Origin of the sequence: Pseudomonas sp. NPDC087336 (genome assembly GCF_044744285.1) — a bacterium.
Classification (GTDB): Bacteria; Pseudomonadota; Gammaproteobacteria; order Pseudomonadales; family Pseudomonadaceae; genus Aquipseudomonas.
Genome location: NZ_JBIUYA010000055.1, coordinates 1 through 20,648 on the forward strand (window position 1 = coordinate 1; position 20,648 = coordinate 20,648).

The following is a 20,648-nucleotide window of genomic DNA, read 5'->3' on the forward strand; positions in this document are numbered from 1 at the left end:
TCCCACCCCGGGCCCCCCGGCGCGCCGCCGAAGCCAGCCACCACAGTCACGCCCGGCATTTGCGTGGCCAAGGTTTCGAAAGCGGTTGCACCTGGTAGCGCCAACGCACGCGTAGGGGCCAGGCTCAGAGCTTGCGGCTCGCGCTTGGACGGATCAATGCGGTGCAGGATAGGCAGGGCAAAGGCAGCGGTTTTACCGGTACCGGTTTGCGCCTGACCAATCATATCGTGACCGGCGAGAATGATCGGGATCGACTGCTGCTGAATGGCCGAAGGCTCTTCATAGCCGGTAGCGACTACTGCAGCGACAATATTAGGATGAAGTTCAAGAGCGGCGAAGCCGCCGATTTCCTGGGTCATGGGTCTGCCTCTAAGTGCATCCGCAAAGACCCATGCTCCAAAGCTGCGCATGCCGTGTTGAGACTCAAGAGTCGCCCTGGCAGCTTTGTCGGCGGGGATTTGCGAAAACGAATGAATGAAAGAATCGTTTAGGAAGAGTTCGCTGGGCGAACGTGCAACCGAATCTGACTTCGGGGAATTGCGCCACCTAAACGCGGCCCGGCTAAAGGCCGGCGCGCACTATACCGGAATTTGCCGAAAAAGGGAGCCTTTTTTTATCGCAAAACTCCCGCCCACGGCGTTCTATCACAGACTTTGCGGATAATCGCGCCAGCGTCTACTTTTCAAAAGCCCTGCCCTGCGGGCGATGACGCTAAAACGGTTCACCCATCCGCCACAGACCTTGGGTCTGCGCCCCCTCAGCCGCTCGAGGAAATGCAGCATGAAAGAGCTCGATACCCGCCGCGTGAGTCGTGAAAAGCGTGGCCATGTCCTGTTGATCGGACTGGACCGGGTCGCCAAGCGCAACGCCTTTGATCTCGACCTGCTCAACGAATTGAGCCTGGCCTACGGTGAATTCGAAGCCGACAGCGAAGCACGTGTGGCCGTTGTCTTCGGGCATGGCGAGCATTTTACCGCCGGCCTGGATCTGGTCAGCGCCAGCGCGGCATTGACCGAAGGCTGGCAAGCCCCGCCCGGCGGCTGCGACCCCTGGGGTGTCTTCGCCGGGCCCAGGGTCAGCAAGCCGGTGATCGTCGCCGCCCAGGGCTACTGCCTGACCATCGGTATCGAGTTGATGCTGGCCGCCGACATCAACCTGTGCGCCAGCAACACCCGCTTCGCGCAAATGGAGGTGCAGCGCGGCATCTTCCCCTTCGGCGGCGCCACCTTGCGCCTGCATCAAGTGGCTGGCTGGGGCAATGCCATGCGCTGGATGCTGACCGGCGACGAATTCGATGCCCATGATGCCTTGCACCTGGGATTGGTGCAGGAAGTCATGGCCAGCGAGGATTTAATGCCGCGTGCGATTGAACTGGCTGAACGGATAGCCCGACAGGCGCCGCTGGGGGTTCGGGCAACACTGATGTCTGCCCGGCAGGCCCGCTACGAGGGCGAAACCGCCGCTGCACAAGGGTTGCCGGCGCTGGTGAAGAAGTTGCTGCGCAGCGAGGATGCGCAGGAAGGGGTGAGATCGCTGGTTGAGCGGCGGCCCGGGGTTTTCAAGGGGCTTTAATTTTGTGTTGTCCTTGATGGACTCTTCGCGGGCAAGCCCGCTCCCACAGGGTTTGTGAGCACCGCAATAACTGTAGGAGCGGGCTTGCCCGCGAAGGGGCCCTGAAGAACAGCCACTTTATGTCGCGGGGCGAATCGCCTTGATCAGCGACTGCAACGAATACCCCAACCGCGGCGCCAACGCTTCGGCTCGGGCGGTCAGGCTTTCCATGTCCAGCACCTGATCCAGTTCCGATGGCACGATCAGGATCACGTTGCCCTCCTTCACCGGCAACTCCCAGTAATGCCGATGATAAAGCCCGCGCAGCAACGCGGCACCCAGTGGCTTGCCGTCGTCGGTGGCCCATTGGTTGATCACCAGCCAGCCTCCCGGATTCAGGCGCTTCTGACAGTTCTCCAGGAAGGTCCAGGCCAGATGTCCGACCCCCGGGCCGACGTCGGTGTAGAGATCGACAAAAATCAGGTCCGCAGGCTCGGCGGTGTCGAGCAGTTCCAGCGCATCACCCACGCGGATATACAGGCGCGGGTCGTCGTCCAGCCCCAGGTACTCGATGGCCAGGCGCGGCACATCCGGGCGCAGTTCGATGGCTTCGACATCTTCCAGTGGCAGGAACTTGAGGCAGGCCTGGGTCAGCGTGCCGGCGCCAAGCCCAAGGAACAGCGCGCTTTCCGGCTGCTCATGACACAGCGCGCCAATCAGCATCGCCCGGGTATAGTCGTACTCGAGCCAGCTCGGATCGGCCGTGAACACGCAACTTTGCTCGATGGCATCACCGAATTCGAGAAATCGGTAATCGGCCACTTCCAGCACGCGAATCACGCCAAATTCGTCCTGCACCTCGGCGAGCAGATGCTCGACGCGCTCCTCAGTCATTTCGTCTCCTGATCGTCACCTGGCCTTCTTGGGCAAACAGCAACGCGATAAACCGCAGCGGAAGCGGCAAAGGCGCGATTGTCCGCGAAGCGACGGGAACAGGTCACGCACTAATTGCTGATAACATGGACATCCGAGCGTAAAACACTAGAGATCATGATGAGCCAACCCTGGAGCCCTGACAGCTGGCGCGCCCTGCCGATCCAGCAACAACCCCAATATCCCGACGCAGCGCATCTGCAGCACGTCGAGCAGACCCTGGCCAGCTATCCGCCGTTGGTGTTTGCCGGGGAAGCCCGGGAATTGCGCCGTCAGTTTGCCGAAGTGACCCAGGGACGAGCCTTTTTGCTGCAAGGCGGCGACTGCGCCGAAAGTTTCGCCGAGTTTTCCGCCGCGAAAATCCGCGACACCTTCAAGGTGCTACTGCAAATGGCCATTGTCATGACTTTCGCGGCCGGCTGCCCGGTGGTCAAGGTCGGGCGCATGGCTGGCCAGTTCGCCAAACCTCGTTCGGCCAACGACGAGACTATCGACGGCGTGACACTGCCGGCCTACCGTGGCGATATCGTCAACGGCATCGGTTTCGATGAAAAAAGCCGCGTGCCAGACCCGGAACGCCTGCTGCAGTCGTACCACCAGTCCACCGCCACCCTCAACCTGCTGCGCGCCTTCGCCCAGGGCGGGTTTGCCGACCTGCACCAGGTACACAAGTGGAACCTGGACTTCATCGCCAACTCGGCCCTGGCGGAAAAATACAGCCACCTGGCCGACCGCATCGATGAAACCCTGGCCTTCATGCGCGCCTGCGGCATGGACAGCTCGCCGCAACTGCGCGAAACCAGCTTTTTCACCGCCCACGAAGCGCTGCTGCTCAATTACGAGGAAGCCTTTGTCCGTCGCGACAGCCTGACCAACGACTATTACGACTGTTCGGCCCACATGCTGTGGATCGGCGACCGCACCCGTCAGCTCGATGGCGCGCATGTCGAATTCCTGCGCGGGGTGAACAATCCGATCGGGGTCAAGGTCGGCCCGAGCATGAACCCCGAAGACTTGATCCGCCTGATCGACGTGCTCAACCCTGACAACGATCCGGGGCGCCTGAACCTGATCGCACGCATGGGTGCGAACAAGGTCGGCGATCATTTGCCGCAACTGATCCGCGCGGTGCAGCGAGAAGGCCGGCAAGTGCTCTGGAGTTCCGATCCTATGCACGGCAACACCATCAAGGCCAGTAGCGGCTACAAGACCCGCGACTTCGCGCAGATCCTTGGCGAAGTGAAGCAGTTCTTCCAGGTCCACGAAGCCGAAGGCAGTTATGCCGGCGGCATCCACATCGAGATGACCGGGCAGAACGTCACCGAGTGCATCGGCGGTGCGCGTCCAATTACCGAGGACGGCTTGTCGGATCGTTACCACACCCATTGCGACCCGCGAATGAATGCCGATCAGTCGCTGGAACTGGCGTTTTTGATAGCTGAAACACTGAAGCAGGTTCGGCGTTGAGTCAGTAACTCTTTAGCTGCCTGATAGTCCGCCTTCGCGGGCAAGCCCGCTCCCGCAGGGTACTCGTCGTACACATTAATATTGACCGACGCGGTCATTGTGGGAGCGGGCTTGCCCGCGAAGGCGTTAGATCAGGCACCACCGACCTTAGCCAATGCCACCCGCAACCTTGCCGCACTCGCCCGCGGACAATTCAACTGAACCTGCGCCAGTCCCAACCAATCCGCCATCCGTCGCAGATTCATCGCCAGCGCCAGCATCCCCTCGTCGCCCAGCCCCGTCTCCTCCTCATGCACCGCATGCACCGCCAGCCGCCCTGCAGCCCGCTCAGCGCGCAGATCGACCCGCGCGGCAATGCGCTCATTGTGCAAAAACGGCAAGACGTAATAGCCATAGACCCGTTTACCCGGTGGCGTGTAGATCTCCAGCCGGTAGCGAAAGTCGAACAGGCGCTCGGTACGGCTGCGTTCCCAGATCAGCGAGTCGAACGGTGAAAGCAAGGCGCTGGCCTCGACCTTGCGCCGCATCTTCGGCTCAGGCAGGCAATAGGCAGGTTGTCGCCAACCCTCGACTTCGCAACAGAGCAACTCGCCGGCCTCGACCAGTTCCGCCAGGCGCAGACGACTGTCCGCTGGGCTTAAACGGAAATAGTCACGCAGATCTTTCTCGGTGCCGACGCCCAAGGCCGATGCGGCATGCCGTATCAACCCGCGCTGGGCCTCAGCCTCAGTGAGCCGCGGTTGCGCCAGAATCGTCGTAGGAATGACCCGCTCCGGCAGGTCATAAAGTCGCTCGAACCCACGCCGGCCGGCCACTGTCACTTCACCGGCGGCGAACAGCCATTCCAGCGCATGCTTTTCCGCGCTCCAGTCCCACCACGGCCCTGCCCGCTCCTGGCGAGTCGACAGGCTGCCGGCGCCCAACGCGCCCTGCTCTTGAACGCAGGCCAGCACCCGGCGAACGGTGTCCTGCTGTTCACGACCAAAACGCGCCAGTTGTTGATAAATGTCTTCGCCACGGCTTGCCCGCTGCATGCGCCAGCGCATCAACGGGTACATCGACAGGGGCAGCAAGGACGCTTCATGCCCCCAGTATTCGAACAAGGTACGCTGGCGCCCCTGGCTCCAGGCAGCCTGGTCGAGCAAGTCGGCAGAATACTGGCCAAGACGGGAAAATAGCGGCAGGTAGTGCGAACGCACCAGTGCGTTGACCGAGTCGATCTGCAAAATGCCCAGGCGCTCGATCAATCGGTTGATCGCGGCAGGCTTGACCGGCACTGACGGCTGGCGCCCGACAAAGCCTTGGGCGGCCAACGCCAGACGCCTGGCTTGCTTCAAGGAAAAAGACTGGGATGCTGGCATCTGACGGCTCATCGGCAAGGTTCTTCCCACCTTAGCGGCAGGCGGAAAAAACACCAATGCCAACGCCTCATCGCTTGAATGGATCATCCCAGAAGGGGCGCGCTGACTCCCGGAGGACATCGGCTCGACTCAAGCCAATATCGCGCAAGCGCTCGTCGCTCAATCGCGACAGTTCGGTTCGGTCCCTGCTCAACTGCCGCCAGCGCTGCAATTGTGTAATCGCTGCCCGGACTGGCTGCCGGAGCTGGTGCAGTGCATCGCGCACGCCATGCCCTACGCCTCTCCCTTCAATGCCTTGTCGTTCCATGACACCACTCCTCAATGTTGGGGAGCGGATCTTCAGCCCGTTCTCAAACAGGCTCCAGCAAAGCTCTATGACCATCTGTTTCGAGCTCGCGCCTACCCCATCAACCCGGGCTTTGGACGGGATGATGGGGTAGTGACAGGACATTTCCATGGGTCATCGAGCCTACTTTCCATTGCCCATCGGGTCTTGCCAGAAGTGCAGTTCAGCTTCGTGCGCGACGTCGGCACGGCTCAAGCCAATGTCCTTCAACGCCTCATCACTCATGCTCGCCAGCATTTCGCGCTCACGGTGCAGTTCGTACCAGCGACTGAACTTGTGCAACAGATCGGATATCAAGTGAACCGAATGTTTTTCAGTGCCGTGAATTTCATGTTGACCTTTCATCTTGTTGCCCTCCGTTTGGATGGCCCAAGTCTCTGCCCGGGGCTAAGATCAATCCAACGAATGTTTCTGATGGTAACCATCTCGGAGATTGATGCATGTCGGCCTACCCGAGTATCGATACCGAAGTGCTGCGCACCTTCGTCGCCATCGCCGACCAGGGAGGTTTCACCCGCGCCGGTGAATTGGTCCATCGCACCCAGTCGGCCGTCAGCATGCAGATGAAGCGACTGGAAGAAGATATTCTGCAGCGCCAATTGTTCCAGCGTGACGGACGCCAGGTGCGGCTCACGGCCGAAGGCCAGGTGCTGCTGGGTTATGCGCGGCGAATCCTCAAGCTGCACAGCGAGGTGTTCAACACGCTGCGCGAGCCGCACATGGTCGGCACGGTACGCATCGGCACCCCGGACGACTACGTGATGCGTTTTCTGCCGGGGATCCTGCGCCAGTTTGCCCAGTCTTATCCGCTGATCCAGATCGAAGTGCATTGTGAATCATCAAAACAACTGCTGATGCGCCAGGACCTGGACTTGTCCATCGTCACCCGTGAGCCGGGCAGTGAAATCGGCCAGTTGTTACGCAAGGAACGTTTTGTCTGGGCCGAGGCGCAATGCTACAGCGCCCACGAGCAGACGCCGCTGCCACTGGCGATGTTCAACAGTGATTGTTTCTGTCGGATCTGGGCCTGCAACGCCCTTGATGCCCAAGGACGTGATTATCGCGTGGCGTATAACAGCGACAGCCTGTCGGCAATCATGGCGGTGGTCAGCGCCGGCCTGGCTGTCACCGCGCAACTTGAAAGCCTGATCACCGCGGACATGCGCATCCTCGGTGAAGCCGAGGATCTGCCGGTGCTGCCCGAGGCCAGCATCATGCTGGTGCGCAACCTGCATAATCCGTCACCGATCACCGAGTGCCTGGCCGAGCATATCGTCGAAGGCTTCAAGCTTTAAACGCAAGCATCACCGCACAGCACAGCAGGAAACCGCAAAACAGAGCGCGCAGCAGGCGCTCCGGCAGGCTATGGGCGATCTTCACACCCCAACTGATACTCATCAGCCCGCCGATTGCCAGTGGCACACCGATCATCCAGTTCACCTGGTGATGCACCCCATAGGTGACCAGCGTGACACCGGTACTTGGCAGTGCCAGTGCCAGGGACAGGCCCTGGGCAACCACCTGGGTGGTGCCGAACACGCTGGTCAACACTGGTGTCGCCACCACTGCCCCACCCACGCCAAACAGACCTCCCATGGTGCCGGATGCGGCACCGAGCACGCCCAGCCATGGCCATGAATGGTTCATCTGCGCCGAAGGTGCTGCGCTGGCGAGGAACATCCGCACCAGGTTGTAGGCGCAAAGCGCGATCAGGAACGCGACAAAACCGATACGCATGCTTTGCGCATCGATCCCCACCGCCCAGATCGATCCGAGCCAGGCGAAGCAAAAACCCATTGCGGCCAGCGGCAGCGCGTGACGTAACTCGATCTTGTTGCGCTGGTGGTAGCGCCACAGCGCCAGCATCACGTTCGGCACCACCATCACCAATGCCGTACCTTGGGCAATCTGCTGATCAAGACCGCACAACACGCCCAGCAACGGAATGGCGATCAATCCCCCGCCGATGCCAAACAGACCGCCGAGGGTTCCCAAGGCGGCGCCGAAAACCAGGTACAACACAAACTCAATCACGGTGTCTCTCTCCCAAACGTCAGGCGATTCATCCTACGCAACTGCTTCTGGCGCGAAAACGCACAGCAACGCACAATGGCTATGCCAAACTCGCACAGGCATCGAGCCACACATGAATCCCAACCTACTGACTGAGCAACTGGGCCTGTTTCTCGACGTGCTGGAAAGCGGCAGTTTTTCCGCTGCGTCACGCCGTCATCCACTGACCCCTTCGGCCGTGGCGCGACGCATTGACAGCCTGGAAGGCGCCGTCGGCAGCCAATTGTTCATTCGCAGTACCCATGCGGTGCGCGCAACGCCGGCAGGGCTGGCGTTTGCCGAACGCGCACGCAGGATCGTCGCCGAATTGCGCCTGGCCCGGGCCGAAGCAGTGTCCCTTAGCAGCGCACCGGAAGGCCTGATTCGTATCGATGCACCGGCCGCGTTCGGGCGGCGCCACCTGGCACCGGCGATTGCCGACTTCCTGTTGCTCTATCCCGGCCTCGACGTGCAATTGCTGTTGATCGACAGCTTTGTCGACATGCAAGGCTTAAACTTGGGCAAGGTCGATCTGGTATTGCGCGCCGGGCAATTGGCCGATACGCGGTTGGTCGCTACGCCGCTGGCGAGCATGGTACGGATCGCCTGCGCCAGCCCGGCCTACTTGCAACGCCGCGGCGTACCGAGTGATCCGGCGCAGTTGGTCGAACATGACGGCCTGGACTGGGCCGGCCTGGCCCCTCCCTTCGCCTGGCGCTTCGAAAGGGACGGCCAGATGCAACTGCATCGGCCGTCGCGCGTGCGCATGAGCACCAACAATGCCGAAGCGTTGATCTACAGCGCACTGGCCGGCCTGGGCATCGCCCACTTGCCGACCTGGCTCGTCAGCGAATACCTGTTGCGCGGCGAACTGCTGCCGTTGTTCTGCGAAAACGGCCTGCCAAAACCGGAAAGCTCCGGAATCTACGCCTTGCGTCTGCAGCAGCAACCCAATTCCCGCAGTCGCCTGCTGCTGGAATACCTGAAAACCCGTTTCAGCCCCATTCCGCCATGGGACCTGGTGCTGCAAACCCATCTGGGCCGGCACTAGCCCAGAATTGTCTGGCGCGTTAAAGATTTGCCCGCTAGATTCATGAAGATCACTGATCAAGGCTTCCCAATGACCACCAAGCGCGACACCCCGGACAACTGCGACCACCTGCTGCTGGACAACCAGGCCTGCTTCGCCCTGCACTCCACTTCGCTGATGATGACCAAGGTCTACAAACCCCTGCTGCAGGCGCTGGGCCTGACCTACCCACAATACCTGGTGATGATGGTGCTGTGGGAGAAGGACGGTTTGACCGTAGGTGAAATCAGCGCGCGCCTGTTGACCGATCCCGGTTCGCTCACGCCGCTGCTCAAGCGCCTGGAGGCCGAAGGCGTGCTCAGCCGCACCCGCAGCCGTGAGGACGAGCGCGTGGTAGTCGTCGAGCTCACCGAACAGGGCCGTGCCTTGCGCGACAAGGCCCGTGACATTCCGCAATGCATCCTCGGCGCCAGCGGGATGACCCTGGAGCGACTGCAAAAGCTTCAAGCGGAACTGCAGGAACTGCGTCGCCATCTGCAAGACAGCCTCTAACTTTCAAATCCTCGAAAATCCCCTGTAGGAGTGAGCCTGCTCGCGATGGCGTTGTGTCAGTCAACCTGGATGTTGAATGTGACACAGCTATCGCGAGCAGGCTCACTCCTACAGTCGTTTTGCGTCTGTGCGCAATTTTTTCAAAAATTTATCTTGCGCACTAACTATTAGCGCGATACATTCATCTCGCACTTACTTAGCGCGCAAACATTTAGCGCAAAACACCAAACCCGAACGAGGCTTTCACCATGCAAACTCTCTACACCGCCATTGCAACTTCCACCGGTGGCCGCGACGGTCGTGCGATCTCCAGCGACAACATTCTCGACGTCAAGCTCGCCACCCCGAAAGAACTCGGCGGTGCCGGTGGCGCGGCGACCAACCCTGAGCAACTGTTCGCCGCCGGCTACTCTGCCTGCTTCATCGGCGCGCTGAAATTCGTCGCCAGCCAGACCAAACGCAAAATCCCGGATGACGCGTCGATCACCGCCCATGTCGGCATCGGTCAGATCCCTGGCGGCTTCGGCCTGGACATCGACTTGCACATCAGCCTGCCGGGCCTGGAACAAGCCGACGCACAAACACTGGTCGAGGCTGCCCACCAGGTCTGCCCGTACTCCAACGCCACCCGTGGCAACGTCGAAGTACGTCTGCACGTATCGGTCTAACGCCGCTTTTCCACTCAGGCCCGAACAGGAAATGAACATGAACACTTTCAGCAAAGTCTTGGCCGGTACCCTTCTCGCCCTGTCTGTCCACAGTGCATTCGCTGGCGACGTTGAACACAGCACCCAGGCGTTTCTCGATGCACTGAATGCCGGAACCGGCAAACCGATGGAACAGATGACGCCCAAAGAGGCCCGCGCCGTGCTGGTGGGCGCGCAATCCGGGGTGAAGCTGACGCTGCCAAAAGCCGATGTCAGCGAGAAGACCATCCAGGTCGATGGCCAACCGTTGAGCCTGACCATCGTCCGGCCGGCCGGGGTCAAGGGCGAGCTGCCGGTGTTCATGTTCTTCCACGGCGGCGGTTGGGTCCTGGGCGACTTCCCGACCCACGAGCGACTGGTTCGGGATCTGGTGGCGGGTTCGGGTGCGGCAGCGGTTTTCGTCAACTACACCCCCTCACCGGAAGCGCACTACCCGGTGGCGATCAACCAGGCTTATGCCGCGACCCAATGGGTGGCCGAGCACGGCAAAGAGATCAACGTCGACGGCAAGCGCCTGGCGGTGGCCGGCAACAGCGTCGGCGGCAACATGGCGGCAGTGGTCGCGCTGATGGCAAAAGACAAGGGCACACCGGCAATCAAGTTCCAGGTCCTGTTGTGGCCGGTGACCGATGCCAACTTCGACACCGGGTCCTATAACCAGTATGCCGAAGGGCACTTCCTGACTCGCAACATGATGAAGTGGTTCTGGGACAACTACACCACTGACGCCAAACAGCGTAACGAGATTTACGCCTCGCCGCTGCGGGCAACCCCTGCGCAACTCAAGGGGCTGCCACCGGCGCTGGTGCAGACGGCGAGTGCCGACGTGCTGCGCGATGAAGGTGAAGCCTACGCCCGCAAACTCGACGAGGCCGGTGTGGCGGTGACCTCGGTACGCTACAACGGCATGATCCACGACTATGGCTTGCTCAACGTGGTGAGCCAGGTGCCGGCGGTGCGGTCGGCGATGTTGCAGGCTTCGCAAGAACTGAAAGAACACCTGAAATAACAAGGTCCCACAGGGATCGGGTGTACCCGCCGCGCATCGCCCCACCTTTGCAACAGACACAAAAAAGCCCGACTCAATGGTCGGGCTTTTTCATTCCTCAAGCAGTGCTTATTTAGCACGGCCTTTGTAGGAACCGCCTTCGCGGGTATCGATCTCGATCATGTCGCCGATTTCGATGAAGTCAGCAACCGACAGTTCGGTACCGTTCTTCAGTTTGGCAGGCTTCATCACCTTGCCGGAAGTGTCGCCGCGAGCGGAACCTTCGGTGTAGTCAACCTGACGCACGATGGTGGTCGGCAGCTCTACGGAAACCAGGCGGCCTTCGAAGAACACGGCTTCGCAAACGTCGGTCATGCCTTCTTCGATGAACGGCAGAACGCTTTCGATGTCTTCGGCGTTCAGTTCGTACATGGTGTAGTCAGTGGTGTCCATGAACGTGTAGCTGTCACCGCTGATGAAGGACAGGGTCGCTTCTTTGCGGTCCAGGATCACGTCGTCCAGCTTGTCGTCGGCACTGTAGACGGTTTCGGTCTTGTAGCCGGTCAGCAGGTTTTTCAGCTTGGTCTTCATGATCGCGCTGTTACGGCCCGACTTGGTGAATTCAGCTTTCTGAACCAGCCAAGGATCGTTGTCGATACGGATCACGGTACCGGGTTTGAGTTCTTTACCAGTTTTCATTGCGAATATCCGAATTTGGATGGGATTTACAAAAATCTAGGCCGCGTATCATATCCAATTTACATAAAACTGTACCAGCGCCGCGGCAAGATCGGTGTGCAAGGCCTGTTCCAGACACCACGTCTCGGCGTGATTTTGTAGCTGTGGCCAGTGTTTGCGGGTTGATTGCCAGTGGTCGGTCATTGTCTCACCGGCATTCCAGGCCCGCCAGAGACCGCTGATCGCTTCGCCAGCTGCTGGCGTCAGGTCCTTGGTGTAGAGCGCCAGGAAGGCTTCGAGCTTGTCCAGATGGACATCTTCCTCCTGCTGATAGATGTGCCACAGCATGGGCCGTCCCGCCCATTGCGCGCGCACAAAGGAATCTTCGCCGCGTACGGCGTTGAAATCACAGCACCACAGCAACTGGTCATACTGGTCCTGTCGGACGAACGGCAGCACCTGCACGGTCAAGGAGTCGCGCACGTGCAATGCCCTGGCGTGCAGATCCTGCACCCCCAGCCACCGCTCTAAGTCGCCCAGGATCCGCCCTTGCGGCACCAGCAGATGAGTGGGCGTCGAGTCGCTTGCCAATGTGTCCAGCCAGCTGGCCAACCCGGTATTTTCATAGGCAAACAGCGAAATCAGCAGCGCACCGGGCGCGCGGTCAACCCCCAGGCCTTGCAGGAAGGTTTGCTGAGCCTCGGGACTCTGCTGGAACTGTCGACGCCGTTCGAGCAAGCCGCTTTCACGCAGCAGGCCGCCCGTCCCCTTGTGGAACCCGGGGAAGAAAAAGTGCTTCTGTACGTGCTTGTATTTTACCGACGGCAAGCCGTGGCAGCCGATCACCCAGTCCTCGGCGCTCAAGTAGTCGAGGTTCATCCACAGCGGGGTTTTTTCCCGCTGGGCCATGGCGTCCATGTAGGCGCCTGGCAACTGGCAGGCGAAGGCGGCGATCACCACATCGGCCGCCTCGACCGGTTGCCAGTCGGCCGACCAATGACACACCTCGACGCCCTGCTGCCATTGCCGGCCAGCATGAATGTCGATCTGCGGACACAGGCGCTCGAAGGCACGCAGATCGTCGACCCACAAACGCACCTCCACCCCGTGCTCGGCCACCAGTTGCCGAGACAGCCGCCAGGTCACGCCGATGTCGCCAAAGTTGTCGACCACGGTGCAAAAAATATCCCAGCGGGTTTTCTTATCAGGCATTCCAGGCTCCCGTTGGCAAAGGTACCAATTGTCCGCATAAATCAGCCCGCGCAGAAGAGCCGACGCCGATTAATCTTCGTGCGACAATCGGCACTCGCCCGCGACCCCTCGCCAGGAGGCAACCATGCCCTACCGCCCTACTCCGCGCCGACCCATTGCGATTCACCTCAGCGCCCTGCAACTGACCGGCAGCATCGCCCTTGGCCTGTGGCTGGGTTTCATCGCCATCGCGTTGACCGGCTGGCTGGTGTCGCGGCTGTTTTTCAGCGAACAACTGGCACCGGTCGCAGCCGCGGTGGAGCAACTGGCCAAGCCGCCGGTGGTGACACGTCCGGTACCGGACATTCCCCCACAAAGCCCTCTGTTCGAGCAGTATGAAGAAAACCTGCGCAAGAGCGAGCAGGCGCAACGACTCGATCAGGCGCGCGCAAGCAACCGCAACCTGTCGAACCCACGATGCCAGTTCTGGTTGCAACAGGACCAGACGGCACCCAGCGAAAAAAGCCGCGCCAATGTCCTGCAATTCTGTGATTGATCATGAATAAGCACACCGTCCACCAACTGATTCTCGGCAAGCTGCGGGTCGATCTCGACATTGCCGAACGCGCCGCGCAAACCGCTTACGAAACCGCGACCCACGAAGAAAACATCGCCGAAAACAAGTACGACACACTGGGCCTGGAGGCGTCTTACCTGGCCGCCGGGCAAGCCAGGCGGGTCGAAGAAATTCGCCAGTCATTGGCGCTTTGCCAGAACCTGGCGCTGCGTCCGTATGACCAGCAACGCGGTATCGAGATAGGTGCCCTGCTCGGCCTGGAAGACGAAAAGGGCCGAGAGCAATGGCTGTTCCTGGCGCCGGATGCGGCGGGCCTGAAGGTTGATCTGGTGGGGCAACTGATTACCGTCATCACCCCGCGCTCACCGCTGGGCAAGAGTCTGCTGGGCAAGTTCGCAGGTGACGAGGTGGAGATTCTGGTGGCGGGTGCTCGGCAACAGTTCGCTGTCACCGAGGTGGTTTGACCGGCTGGCCTGCCTGCGCGACACGACGCTCTATCAGTGAACCGGCAACTCGACGCCGTCGAACAGCTCTTCCAGTTCCTGCTTGTTGTGGCACTGGATGGCCTTGGCCATGACTTCGCGGGTCAGGTGCGGGGCGAACTTCTCGATGAAGTCGCACATGAAACCCCGCAGGAAGGTACCACGACGGAAGCCGATCTTGGTCACGCTGGATTCGAACAACTCGCTGGCATCAAGCACCACCAAGTCGTTGTCAAGTTTGGTATCGACCGCCATTTTCGCCACGATGCCCACACCCAGGCCTAGGCGCACGTAGGTCTTGATCACGTCGGCATCGGCGGCGGTGAACACCACCTTGGGCGTCAGGCCGCGGTGGCTGAAGGCTTCGTCGAGCTTGGAACGGCCGGTGAAACCGAACACATAGGTCACGATCGGGTATTCGGCCAGGGCTTCGAGGGTCAGCTTCGAGAGCTTGGTCAGCGGGTGTCCCTGGGGCACGACCACACAGCGATTCCAGCGATAGCACGGCATCATCACCAGGTCGCCGAACAGCTCGAGGGCTTCGGTGGCAATGGCGAAATCCACGGTGCCGTCAGCGGCCATCTCGGCGATCTGCATCGGCGAGCCCTGATGCATGTGCAGGGCAACGTCGGGATACTGCTTGATGAAATTGCTGATCACCGGCGGCAACGCGTAGCGCGCCTGGGTGTGGGTGGTGGCGATCGACAGGGTGCCTTTCTTCTCGTTGGAGAATTCCTGGGCGATCTGCTTGATGCTTTCGACTTTGCGCAGGATCTCGCCAGCGGTGGTGATGATGCGCTCGCCGGCCGGAGTAACGCGGGTCAGGTGCTTGCCGCTGCGGGCGAACACCTCGACGCCCAGTTCGTCTTCCAGCAAACGGATCTGCTTGCTGATGCCCGGCTGTGAGGTGTAGAGACTCTGGGCGGTAGCGGAAACGTTGAGGTCGTGGTGCGCCACTTCCCAGATGTAGCGCAATTGTTGGAGCTTCATATGAATCCCTCAAAGCAGGTAGACGCCACGGGCATCAGCGACGGTATATAACTATATTAATGGTTTGAAGAATAAATCTAGAACTTTTTATCAAAATGCCATTATTCGTGTTCTAGCGATCTCCCTGGCGACGACGTTGCACCAGCGGCACCAGGTAGACCGGTACCTTGGCCAGTTGCAACACACGCGCTGCGGTCCGGCCCAATGGCGTTTCCGCACCTGCACCATGGCTGTGACTCCCTACGATCAGCAAATCCACCGAGAGTTTCTGCGCCTGGTCGAGAATCACCTGCGATGGATCCCCCTGCACCACCCGTACTGCCTTGATCCGCTCAAGGTCGTGTTCCCCCTCGTCACCCAGCTCTTCGCGAAAATTGTCGAGCACCCGCTGCTCGATACTGGCAATCACCGTGTTAAGACCCTGGCTATGAAATTCGTTCAACGCCTGCTCGTCGAGATAGCTCTGCAGCACCGATTCGGCAAACAGCCCCATGGGCTCTACGGCGTGCACCACATACAGGTCGGCATTGAATGTTCGGGCCAATTCCAGGGCATGCTGCATCACCACAGGTGCGTACAGCCCGAGGTCAGTGGCATACAGCATTGAACGAAACATATGACCTCCTCGCGTGCCGACATGGCGGAGATTGATTCAGCTTAGCAGTGCCTTGGCGAGTGCGACGTCTGGCGTAACACGTTGAACGGCGGGCTTAAAACTTTTGCTCGTTGCTTATGCCATGTGGCACATGGCCGGTGGCGACCACTTCGCGGGCCAGCTCGCAATGGCCGGCCTGATCGTCGAAAAACACATCGGCGGCAAAGGCTTCAAGAAAGGCTGACTTGGTCAGGCCACCGAGGAACAGCGATTCATCCAGGCGAATATCCCACTCGCGCAACGTGCGGATCACCCGCTCGTGGGCCGGCGCCGAGCGCGCCGTGACCAGTGCCGTGCGAATCGGGCAAGCGTCATCCGGGAACTCGCGCTGCAACAGATTGAGGGCGGCGAGGAAGCCCTTGAATGGCCCTCCGCGCAAAGGCTCCCGGGCCGCTTCGCGCTCGCTGGCCTGAAACGCTTCCAGCCCCCCGGCCTGGTAGACACGCTCGGACTCGTCGGAAAACAGCACGGCATCGCCGTCGAAGGCAATGTGCAGTTCATCGCTGGCTGCACGGCTGGCACCACCGGACAGGATGATCGCCGCGGCGAACCCGGCGTCCAGCGCACTGCGCACGTCTTCGGCGTGGGTCGAAAGAAACAGATCGCAGCCAAAGGCCTTGAGGTACGGATAGGGACTGCGTCCGCCGACAAACGCCGCACGGTAAATCGCCAGCCCATAGTGGTGGATCGAGTTGAACACGCGCAGGCCGGTGTCGGCGCTGTTGCGCGAGACCAGGATCACCTCGACGCGGGCGCGGCCGAGGTGGGCATTGAGGTTCAGGAGTTTTTGCACCAGCGGGAAGGCGTCGCCGGGCTCCAGGATTTCGTCTTCGTGCTCAATCTGATACTGCCGGTAGGCCTCAACGCCACTCGACAAATAGACCTTGTGGCTCTCACTGAGGTCGAACAATGCTCGCGAAGAAATCGCCAGCACCAGCTTGTCGTCTATGGACTTTGGCATCCCCTTCCCCCTCAGGTTGATCGACTCAGGTATTACGTCGATCGATAAAACTCAAACTGCGATACATCGCCTCGATCCGTGGCAATTCACAGCCGACGGCCTTCGCCGCGGCCAGTGGCCGGGCGTAGATGGCTTCCAGTTCCAGCGGCCGCTTGTGCAGATAATCGTGGTACATGCTCGGCCAGTAGTCGGGCATTCTCTGCGTCACCTGCAAAAGATGCTCGGCGTAGCCCGCGGGCACGTCGTGACCACAGGCGATTGCACCCTGGACCACTTCGGCCATTAGCGACCTGATCAGCTCACGGCTGTCGGCATCGGCCATCAGCGGTGTGGTACTCGCCCCGAGCAGCACGGACAGGCCGTTGTACGGGATATTCCAGACCAGTTTCTGCCAGCGCGCCTGGTGCAGGTTCGCCATGGCCTGGGCATCGATACCAGCGGCACGAAACAACCCGGCCCCCTCCTCGACAATCGCGGCACGCGCAGGCCCTTCGGACGCTGGCCCACTGTGATAGCCGACATGCACCGCCCCCAGCGCCTGATGGGTTATGACACCGGGGCCCTCGCGATGGACGCAGATATAGCAGAGACCGCCCAGCACATGCAGCGCGTCGGGGAGCAGTTCACGCAGGCTGTCTTCGACGTCCAGGCCATTTTGCAACAGCAGCACCCTGGCATTCGGCGCGGCGGCTTGCACGATGGCGGGCGCGAGATCACGGTTACTGGTGGTTTTTGCGCCGACCAGCAACCAATCGCAGGGTGGCATGTCTTCGGCCGCCGAGTAGGCTTGCACCGGATTCAACGTCAGCGCCCCATGTACTGCGCTGTTCAGTTGCAGTCCGCGCTCGGCCACTGCGCAAAACTCGCTGCGCAACAGAAAATGCACATCGAAGCCGGCCCGCGCCAGCATCGTTCCGTAGAACCCGCCGATTGCGCCGGTCCCGATAATTCCGATTGTCGGCTTGGCAACTGCACCCGTCATGGCAACTCCTCTGCTGTTCGAGCCAGCGCCCGCCCCAAGGCGGCGTTGAGCTCGGCGCCGGTCAGGCGCGATTTTAGTGCCCCGTAGAATTCGCCGTCGCGTACGACAAACAGCGCCGGCAAGTGAAAGACCTGATAGCGCTCGACCACCCCGCCATTGTTGCCGGCATCGATCCAGCACAGGCGATCGACATTCAAGTCGAGCGCAGGCAACTGCTCGCGGGCAAAACGACAGGAGGAACAGCCGACACTGGTGAAAACCACCAGCGATACGCCAGTCATCCCCAGCAGCCGTTGGTCGGCGTCGAAATCGGTCAGTTCCAATTCGACCACTATACTGGGGAGAACAATGTCAGATGGCCGACACATGGAGTCCGTGCTCATGGGACGTTTTATTCCTCATCCTGACGATATACCTGTCGAATTGACATTACTCAAACCTGAATGCATTTCAAGGCAACAGCTGCACACTATCAGCCTCGGGGGCATGGCTTGCAATTATCACCGCGCCTGGCGCCACGGTACGGCGCTGGAGGTGCGCATGCCGACCCTGAACCCGGACATGCGCTTCCTGGGCTACGTGGCCTGGTGCCTGCGACGAAAGCGAGGCTACCTGGTGGGCATCGCCTTCGTCGACGAACAGACGCTTTTCAGTGCACGGATGGGAGAACAGGTGTGCCAGATCGAGCGCTACTGCCGCCAGCATGATGCCCACAACGACCTGCAGGATATCCAGGCCCTGGCCCTTGAATGGGTCCAGCAACATGCCGACGAGTACTCCCACGACCGGGTCCACCAGGCATTTGCACAGGCCGTGCTGGATTAAACCGGGCCAGCCCATTGTCGAGCCACGGTGTAACGCGCTAAGGTTCTGCTCCCCGACGCGCTTAATTTGCTGTGCTCCGCCGCGCGGGTTCGCTGGCGGCCGGCACCCGTGACCTGACGAGTAAACGATGGCTGATTTACCGATCAACGACCTAAACGTCGCTTCCAACGAGACGCTGATCACTCCTGACCAGCTCAAGCGTGATATCCCCCTGAGCGATGCCGCCCTGCGCACCGTGACCAAGGGCCGCGAAGTCATTCGCAACATTCTCGATGGCACCGACCATCGCCTGTTCGTGGTCATCGGGCCTTGCTCGATCCACGACATCAAGGCGGCCCACGAGTACGCCGAGCGCCTGAAGGTTCTCGCGGCGGAAGTGTCCGATACCCTGTATCTGGTCATGCGCGTGTATTTCGAGAAGCCACGCACCACCGTTGGCTGGAAAGGCTTGATCAACGACCCCTACCTGGACGACTCGTTCAAGATTCAGGACGGCCTGCATATCGGCCGCCAGTTGTTGCTGGACCTGGCCGAAATGGGCCTGCCGACCGCTACCGAGGCGCTCGACCCGATCTCCCCGCAATACCTGCAGGACCTGATCAGCTGGTCGGCCATCGGTGCGCGCACCACCGAATCCCAGACTCACCGTGAAATGGCCTCCGGCCTGTCCTCGGCCGTCGGCTTCAAGAACGGTACCGATGGCGGCCTGACCGTAGCGATCAACGCCCTGCAATCGGTTTCCAGCCCGCACCGTTTCCTGGGCATCAACCAGGAAGGTGGCGTGTCGATCGTCACCACCAAGGGCAATGCCTACGGTCACGTCGTGTTGCGCGGCGGCAACGGCAAGCCGAACTACGATTCGGTCAGCGTCGCCCTGTGCGAACAAGCGCTGAACAAGGCGAAGATCAAGCCAAACATCATGGTCGATTGCAGCCACGCCAACTCCAACAAGGACCCGGCCCTGCAACCGCTGGTGATGGAGAACGTCGCCAACCAGATCCTCGAAGGCAATCAGTCGATCATCGGCCTGATGGTCGAAAGCCACCTGAACTGGGGCTGCCAGGCCATCCCGAAAGACCTCGCCGACCTGCAATACGGCGTATCGATCACCGATGCCTGCATCGACTGGACTGCCACCGAAAACACCTTGCGCAGCATGCATGCCAAGCTCAAGGAAGTACTGCCTAAACGCCAGCGCACCTGATCGGTGTTTGCCGCAGACAAAAAAACGCCGGGCTGAGCCCGGCGTTTTTTTATGCATCGGTTTTGTCGAGGGTCACTGGCTCAGCTTGGCAGCATGGCGCTGGTGACGCTCCATGTAGCGCTCGACGTAGGAGCACGAGGGAATGACGGTATAACCCATTTCCTCGGCGTACTGCAGCGCCTGTTCGGTCAGGGCCGCGGCAATGCCGCGACCGCGCAATGCATTGGGCACAAATGTGCGATAGATATCCAGGGTCTGTTTCCCCAGATCCATATAGGTCAGGTAGGCACGATGACCGTCCACATTGGTCTCGAATTGATGACCAGCCTGGTCATGGTGGATGGACAACGCCTCGCTCATCACTACTCCTCGCGGGTCTGGGATTCTGACCCCTACCTTACCGATGTTTTTCCGGCGAAGGAACAACTACGCCACCCCGTGCCTGAATCGACACCGAGAAGAGCTACACCGATCTCGCGCAACCGAGCACGTACAAATAGTAGGCGCCATTGGCAGAAATGCTCAAGGCTCGCTCGTCATCATGCGGGTTGGCAGGTGCTGCTGTGGATAACGCAGGAAACAGCTGGACCGAAGGTCTTGCAGCGGTCGACAGCCTGAACATTGCCGGATGTTGAGACATAAGACGAACGCCCCTCGTTAAAGTCACCTGAACATGGAGAAAGATATGAGAGACACCGCGCAAATTCCGAACAAAAGTGTAGACGAATCCATCTAGACGGACTTAAGCCAAGACCGCAAAATGAGCTTTGAGCCTGGGGAACTTTTCCTTGATGGCTCGCTCAAAACGGGCCTTGTAGCTGGATATTTTTTATACAACGCAGTTAAAAGTTGCTCGAAAAAGAATCAACGCCTACAATTTTTTTTGCTTCTTGCTTCACGTCAGTTTACTTACGACAAGTAATGGGTAGTATGTACGCCGGCTATTTCCTCACTCGGAGGAGACAGCCACTTAATAGAAAGTCCTTGAAGGGGAACACGATGAACAACGTTCTGAAATTCTCTGCTCTGGCCCTGGCCGCAGTTCTGGCTACCGGTTGCAGCAGCGACTACCTGTTGCCGGACGTGGCGCTGGTCAGCCCGCAAATGACCTTGACC

General features: G+C 60.1%; 25 protein-coding genes and 1 pseudogene. 12 read left to right on the plus strand and 14 right to left on the minus strand.

All coding sequences use genetic code 11. The features are described from left to right. Positions 1 to 359 (minus strand): DEAD/DEAH box helicase (locus tag ACIO0C_RS30070; protein WP_401317976.1); only part of this gene is annotated, 359 nt, incomplete at its 3' end. A 421-nt stretch (positions 360 to 780) separates the two neighbouring features. On the opposite strand from ACIO0C_RS30070, the gene ACIO0C_RS30075 reads away from it, so the two are divergent. Then, positions 781 to 1,572: a crotonase/enoyl-CoA hydratase family protein gene (locus ACIO0C_RS30075; protein ID WP_401317978.1), complete on the plus strand. Its 792-nt coding sequence runs from the start codon at positions 781 to 783 to the stop codon at positions 1,570 to 1,572. Between the two features lie 117 nt (positions 1,573 to 1,689). On the opposite strand, the gene ACIO0C_RS30080 is transcribed toward ACIO0C_RS30075, so the two are convergent. Further along, positions 1,690 to 2,445, minus strand: coding sequence for a spermidine synthase (locus ACIO0C_RS30080; protein WP_008056991.1), 756 nt, complete (start codon positions 2,443 to 2,445; stop codon positions 1,690 to 1,692). A gap of 159 nt (positions 2,446 to 2,604) precedes the next feature. Between ACIO0C_RS30080 and ACIO0C_RS30085 the strand changes: the two genes are divergently transcribed. Then, positions 2,605 to 3,951: a class II 3-deoxy-7-phosphoheptulonate synthase gene (locus tag ACIO0C_RS30085; RefSeq protein ID WP_110749138.1), complete on the plus strand. Its 1,347-nt coding sequence runs from the start codon at positions 2,605 to 2,607 to the stop codon at positions 3,949 to 3,951. Between the two features lie 131 nt (positions 3,952 to 4,082). Here ACIO0C_RS30085 and ACIO0C_RS30090 read toward each other — a convergent pair whose 3' ends face one another. From ACIO0C_RS30090 to ACIO0C_RS30100, 3 genes are all read right to left on the minus strand, one after another. Continuing rightward, complete coding sequence (locus tag ACIO0C_RS30090; RefSeq protein ID WP_401317981.1) at positions 4,083 to 5,312, minus strand: winged helix-turn-helix domain-containing protein; 1,230 nt, start codon at positions 5,310 to 5,312, stop codon at positions 4,083 to 4,085. A gap of 67 nt (positions 5,313 to 5,379) precedes the next feature. Further along, positions 5,380 to 5,769, minus strand: coding sequence for a DUF1127 domain-containing protein (locus ACIO0C_RS30095; protein ID WP_401317984.1), 390 nt, complete (start codon positions 5,767 to 5,769; stop codon positions 5,380 to 5,382). Positions 5,770 to 5,781: 12 nt separating this feature from the next. Next, a complete protein-coding gene (locus ACIO0C_RS30100; protein WP_401317986.1) occupies positions 5,782 to 6,003 on the minus strand; it encodes a DUF1127 domain-containing protein in 222 nt (73 codons plus the stop codon). Between the two features lie 95 nt (positions 6,004 to 6,098). On the opposite strand from ACIO0C_RS30100, the gene ACIO0C_RS30105 reads away from it, so the two are divergent. After that, positions 6,099 to 6,953, plus strand: coding sequence for a LysR substrate-binding domain-containing protein (locus ACIO0C_RS30105; protein ID WP_008056996.1), 855 nt, complete (start codon positions 6,099 to 6,101; stop codon positions 6,951 to 6,953). Here ACIO0C_RS30105 and ACIO0C_RS30110 read toward each other — a convergent pair. Then, a complete protein-coding gene (locus ACIO0C_RS30110; RefSeq protein WP_401317989.1) occupies positions 6,943 to 7,692 on the minus strand; it encodes a sulfite exporter TauE/SafE family protein in 750 nt (249 codons plus the stop codon). The two genes, ACIO0C_RS30105 and ACIO0C_RS30110, sit on opposite strands and share 11 nt — an antisense overlap. A 112-nt stretch (positions 7,693 to 7,804) precedes the next feature. On the opposite strand from ACIO0C_RS30110, the gene ACIO0C_RS30115 reads away from it, so the two are divergent. From ACIO0C_RS30115 to ACIO0C_RS30130, 4 genes are all read left to right on the plus strand, one after another. Beyond that, positions 7,805 to 8,761: a LysR family transcriptional regulator gene (locus ACIO0C_RS30115; protein ID WP_401317992.1), complete on the plus strand. Its 957-nt coding sequence runs from the start codon at positions 7,805 to 7,807 to the stop codon at positions 8,759 to 8,761. A 69-nt stretch (positions 8,762 to 8,830) separates the two neighbouring features. Then, positions 8,831 to 9,292 carry a MarR family winged helix-turn-helix transcriptional regulator gene (locus ACIO0C_RS30120; protein ID WP_401318014.1) on the plus strand — a complete coding sequence of 154 codons (462 nt, stop codon included), beginning with the start codon at positions 8,831 to 8,833 and terminating at the stop codon, positions 9,290 to 9,292. Positions 9,293 to 9,540: 248 nt separating this feature from the next. Further along, positions 9,541 to 9,960: an organic hydroperoxide resistance protein gene (locus tag ACIO0C_RS30125; protein ID WP_401317993.1), complete on the plus strand. Its 420-nt coding sequence runs from the start codon at positions 9,541 to 9,543 to the stop codon at positions 9,958 to 9,960. Between the two features lie 37 nt (positions 9,961 to 9,997). Continuing rightward, a complete protein-coding gene (locus ACIO0C_RS30130; protein ID WP_401317995.1) occupies positions 9,998 to 11,008 on the plus strand; it encodes an alpha/beta hydrolase in 1,011 nt (336 codons plus the stop codon). Between the two features lie 108 nt (positions 11,009 to 11,116). Here ACIO0C_RS30130 and efp read toward each other — a convergent pair whose 3' ends face one another. Further along, positions 11,117 to 11,686 (minus strand): elongation factor P, encoded by a 570-nt coding sequence (gene efp / locus ACIO0C_RS30135; RefSeq protein ID WP_008057003.1) that lies wholly within the window; start codon positions 11,684 to 11,686, stop codon positions 11,117 to 11,119. Between the two features lie 48 nt (positions 11,687 to 11,734). Then, complete coding sequence (earP, locus tag ACIO0C_RS30140; protein ID WP_401317996.1) at positions 11,735 to 12,877, minus strand: elongation factor P maturation arginine rhamnosyltransferase EarP; 1,143 nt, start codon at positions 12,875 to 12,877, stop codon at positions 11,735 to 11,737. A gap of 124 nt (positions 12,878 to 13,001) precedes the next feature. Between earP and ACIO0C_RS30145 the strand changes: the two genes are divergently transcribed. Next, complete coding sequence (locus tag ACIO0C_RS30145; protein ID WP_401317998.1) at positions 13,002 to 13,412, plus strand: hypothetical protein; 411 nt, start codon at positions 13,002 to 13,004, stop codon at positions 13,410 to 13,412. A 2-nt stretch (positions 13,413 to 13,414) separates the two neighbouring features. Continuing rightward, positions 13,415 to 13,897, plus strand: a complete 483-nt coding sequence (locus tag ACIO0C_RS30150) for a transcription elongation factor GreAB (protein WP_401318000.1) — start codon at positions 13,415 to 13,417, stop codon at positions 13,895 to 13,897. A gap of 33 nt (positions 13,898 to 13,930) precedes the next feature. Here ACIO0C_RS30150 and cysB read toward each other — a convergent pair whose 3' ends face one another. The 5 genes from cysB to ACIO0C_RS30175 form a co-directional block, all read right to left on the minus strand. Next, positions 13,931 to 14,905, minus strand: coding sequence for an HTH-type transcriptional regulator CysB (gene cysB / locus ACIO0C_RS30155; RefSeq protein WP_008057010.1), 975 nt, complete (start codon positions 14,903 to 14,905; stop codon positions 13,931 to 13,933). A gap of 112 nt (positions 14,906 to 15,017) precedes the next feature. After that, positions 15,018 to 15,521 carry a universal stress protein gene (locus ACIO0C_RS30160; protein WP_401318003.1) on the minus strand — a complete coding sequence of 168 codons (504 nt, stop codon included), beginning with the start codon at positions 15,519 to 15,521 and terminating at the stop codon, positions 15,018 to 15,020. Between the two features lie 94 nt (positions 15,522 to 15,615). Further along, complete coding sequence (locus ACIO0C_RS30165; RefSeq protein WP_401318006.1) at positions 15,616 to 16,521, minus strand: 5'-nucleotidase; 906 nt, start codon at positions 16,519 to 16,521, stop codon at positions 15,616 to 15,618. A 25-nt stretch (positions 16,522 to 16,546) separates the two neighbouring features. Then, positions 16,547 to 17,503 (minus strand): putative 2-dehydropantoate 2-reductase, encoded by a 957-nt coding sequence (locus ACIO0C_RS30170; protein WP_401318008.1) that lies wholly within the window; start codon positions 17,501 to 17,503, stop codon positions 16,547 to 16,549. Continuing rightward, positions 17,500 to 17,886, minus strand: a complete 387-nt coding sequence (locus ACIO0C_RS30175; RefSeq protein ID WP_401318010.1) for a thioredoxin family protein — start codon at positions 17,884 to 17,886, stop codon at positions 17,500 to 17,502. Before ACIO0C_RS30175 ends, ACIO0C_RS30170 begins: the two co-directional genes overlap by 4 nt. On the opposite strand from ACIO0C_RS30175, the gene ACIO0C_RS30180 reads away from it, so the two are divergent. Together ACIO0C_RS30180 and ACIO0C_RS30185 are read left to right on the plus strand one after the other, a co-directional pair. Beyond that, on the plus strand, positions 17,885 to 18,328 hold the full coding sequence (locus ACIO0C_RS30180) for a PilZ domain-containing protein (protein ID WP_032831462.1): 444 nt from the start codon (positions 17,885 to 17,887) through the stop codon (positions 18,326 to 18,328). The two genes, ACIO0C_RS30175 and ACIO0C_RS30180, sit on opposite strands and share 2 nt — an antisense overlap. Before the next feature lie 127 nt (positions 18,329 to 18,455). Then, complete coding sequence (locus tag ACIO0C_RS30185) at positions 18,456 to 19,532, plus strand: 3-deoxy-7-phosphoheptulonate synthase (protein ID WP_020800383.1); 1,077 nt, start codon at positions 18,456 to 18,458, stop codon at positions 19,530 to 19,532. 72 nt (positions 19,533 to 19,604) lie between these two features. Here ACIO0C_RS30185 and ACIO0C_RS30190 read toward each other — a convergent pair whose 3' ends face one another. Continuing rightward, positions 19,605 to 19,892: a GNAT family N-acetyltransferase gene (locus ACIO0C_RS30190; protein ID WP_020800382.1), complete on the minus strand. Its 288-nt coding sequence runs from the start codon at positions 19,890 to 19,892 to the stop codon at positions 19,605 to 19,607. Positions 19,893 to 20,531: 639 nt separating this feature from the next. On the opposite strand from ACIO0C_RS30190, the pseudogene ACIO0C_RS30195 reads away from it, so the two are divergent. Next, positions 20,532 to 20,648: pseudogene (locus ACIO0C_RS30195) on the plus strand (hypothetical protein); the annotation flags it as partial.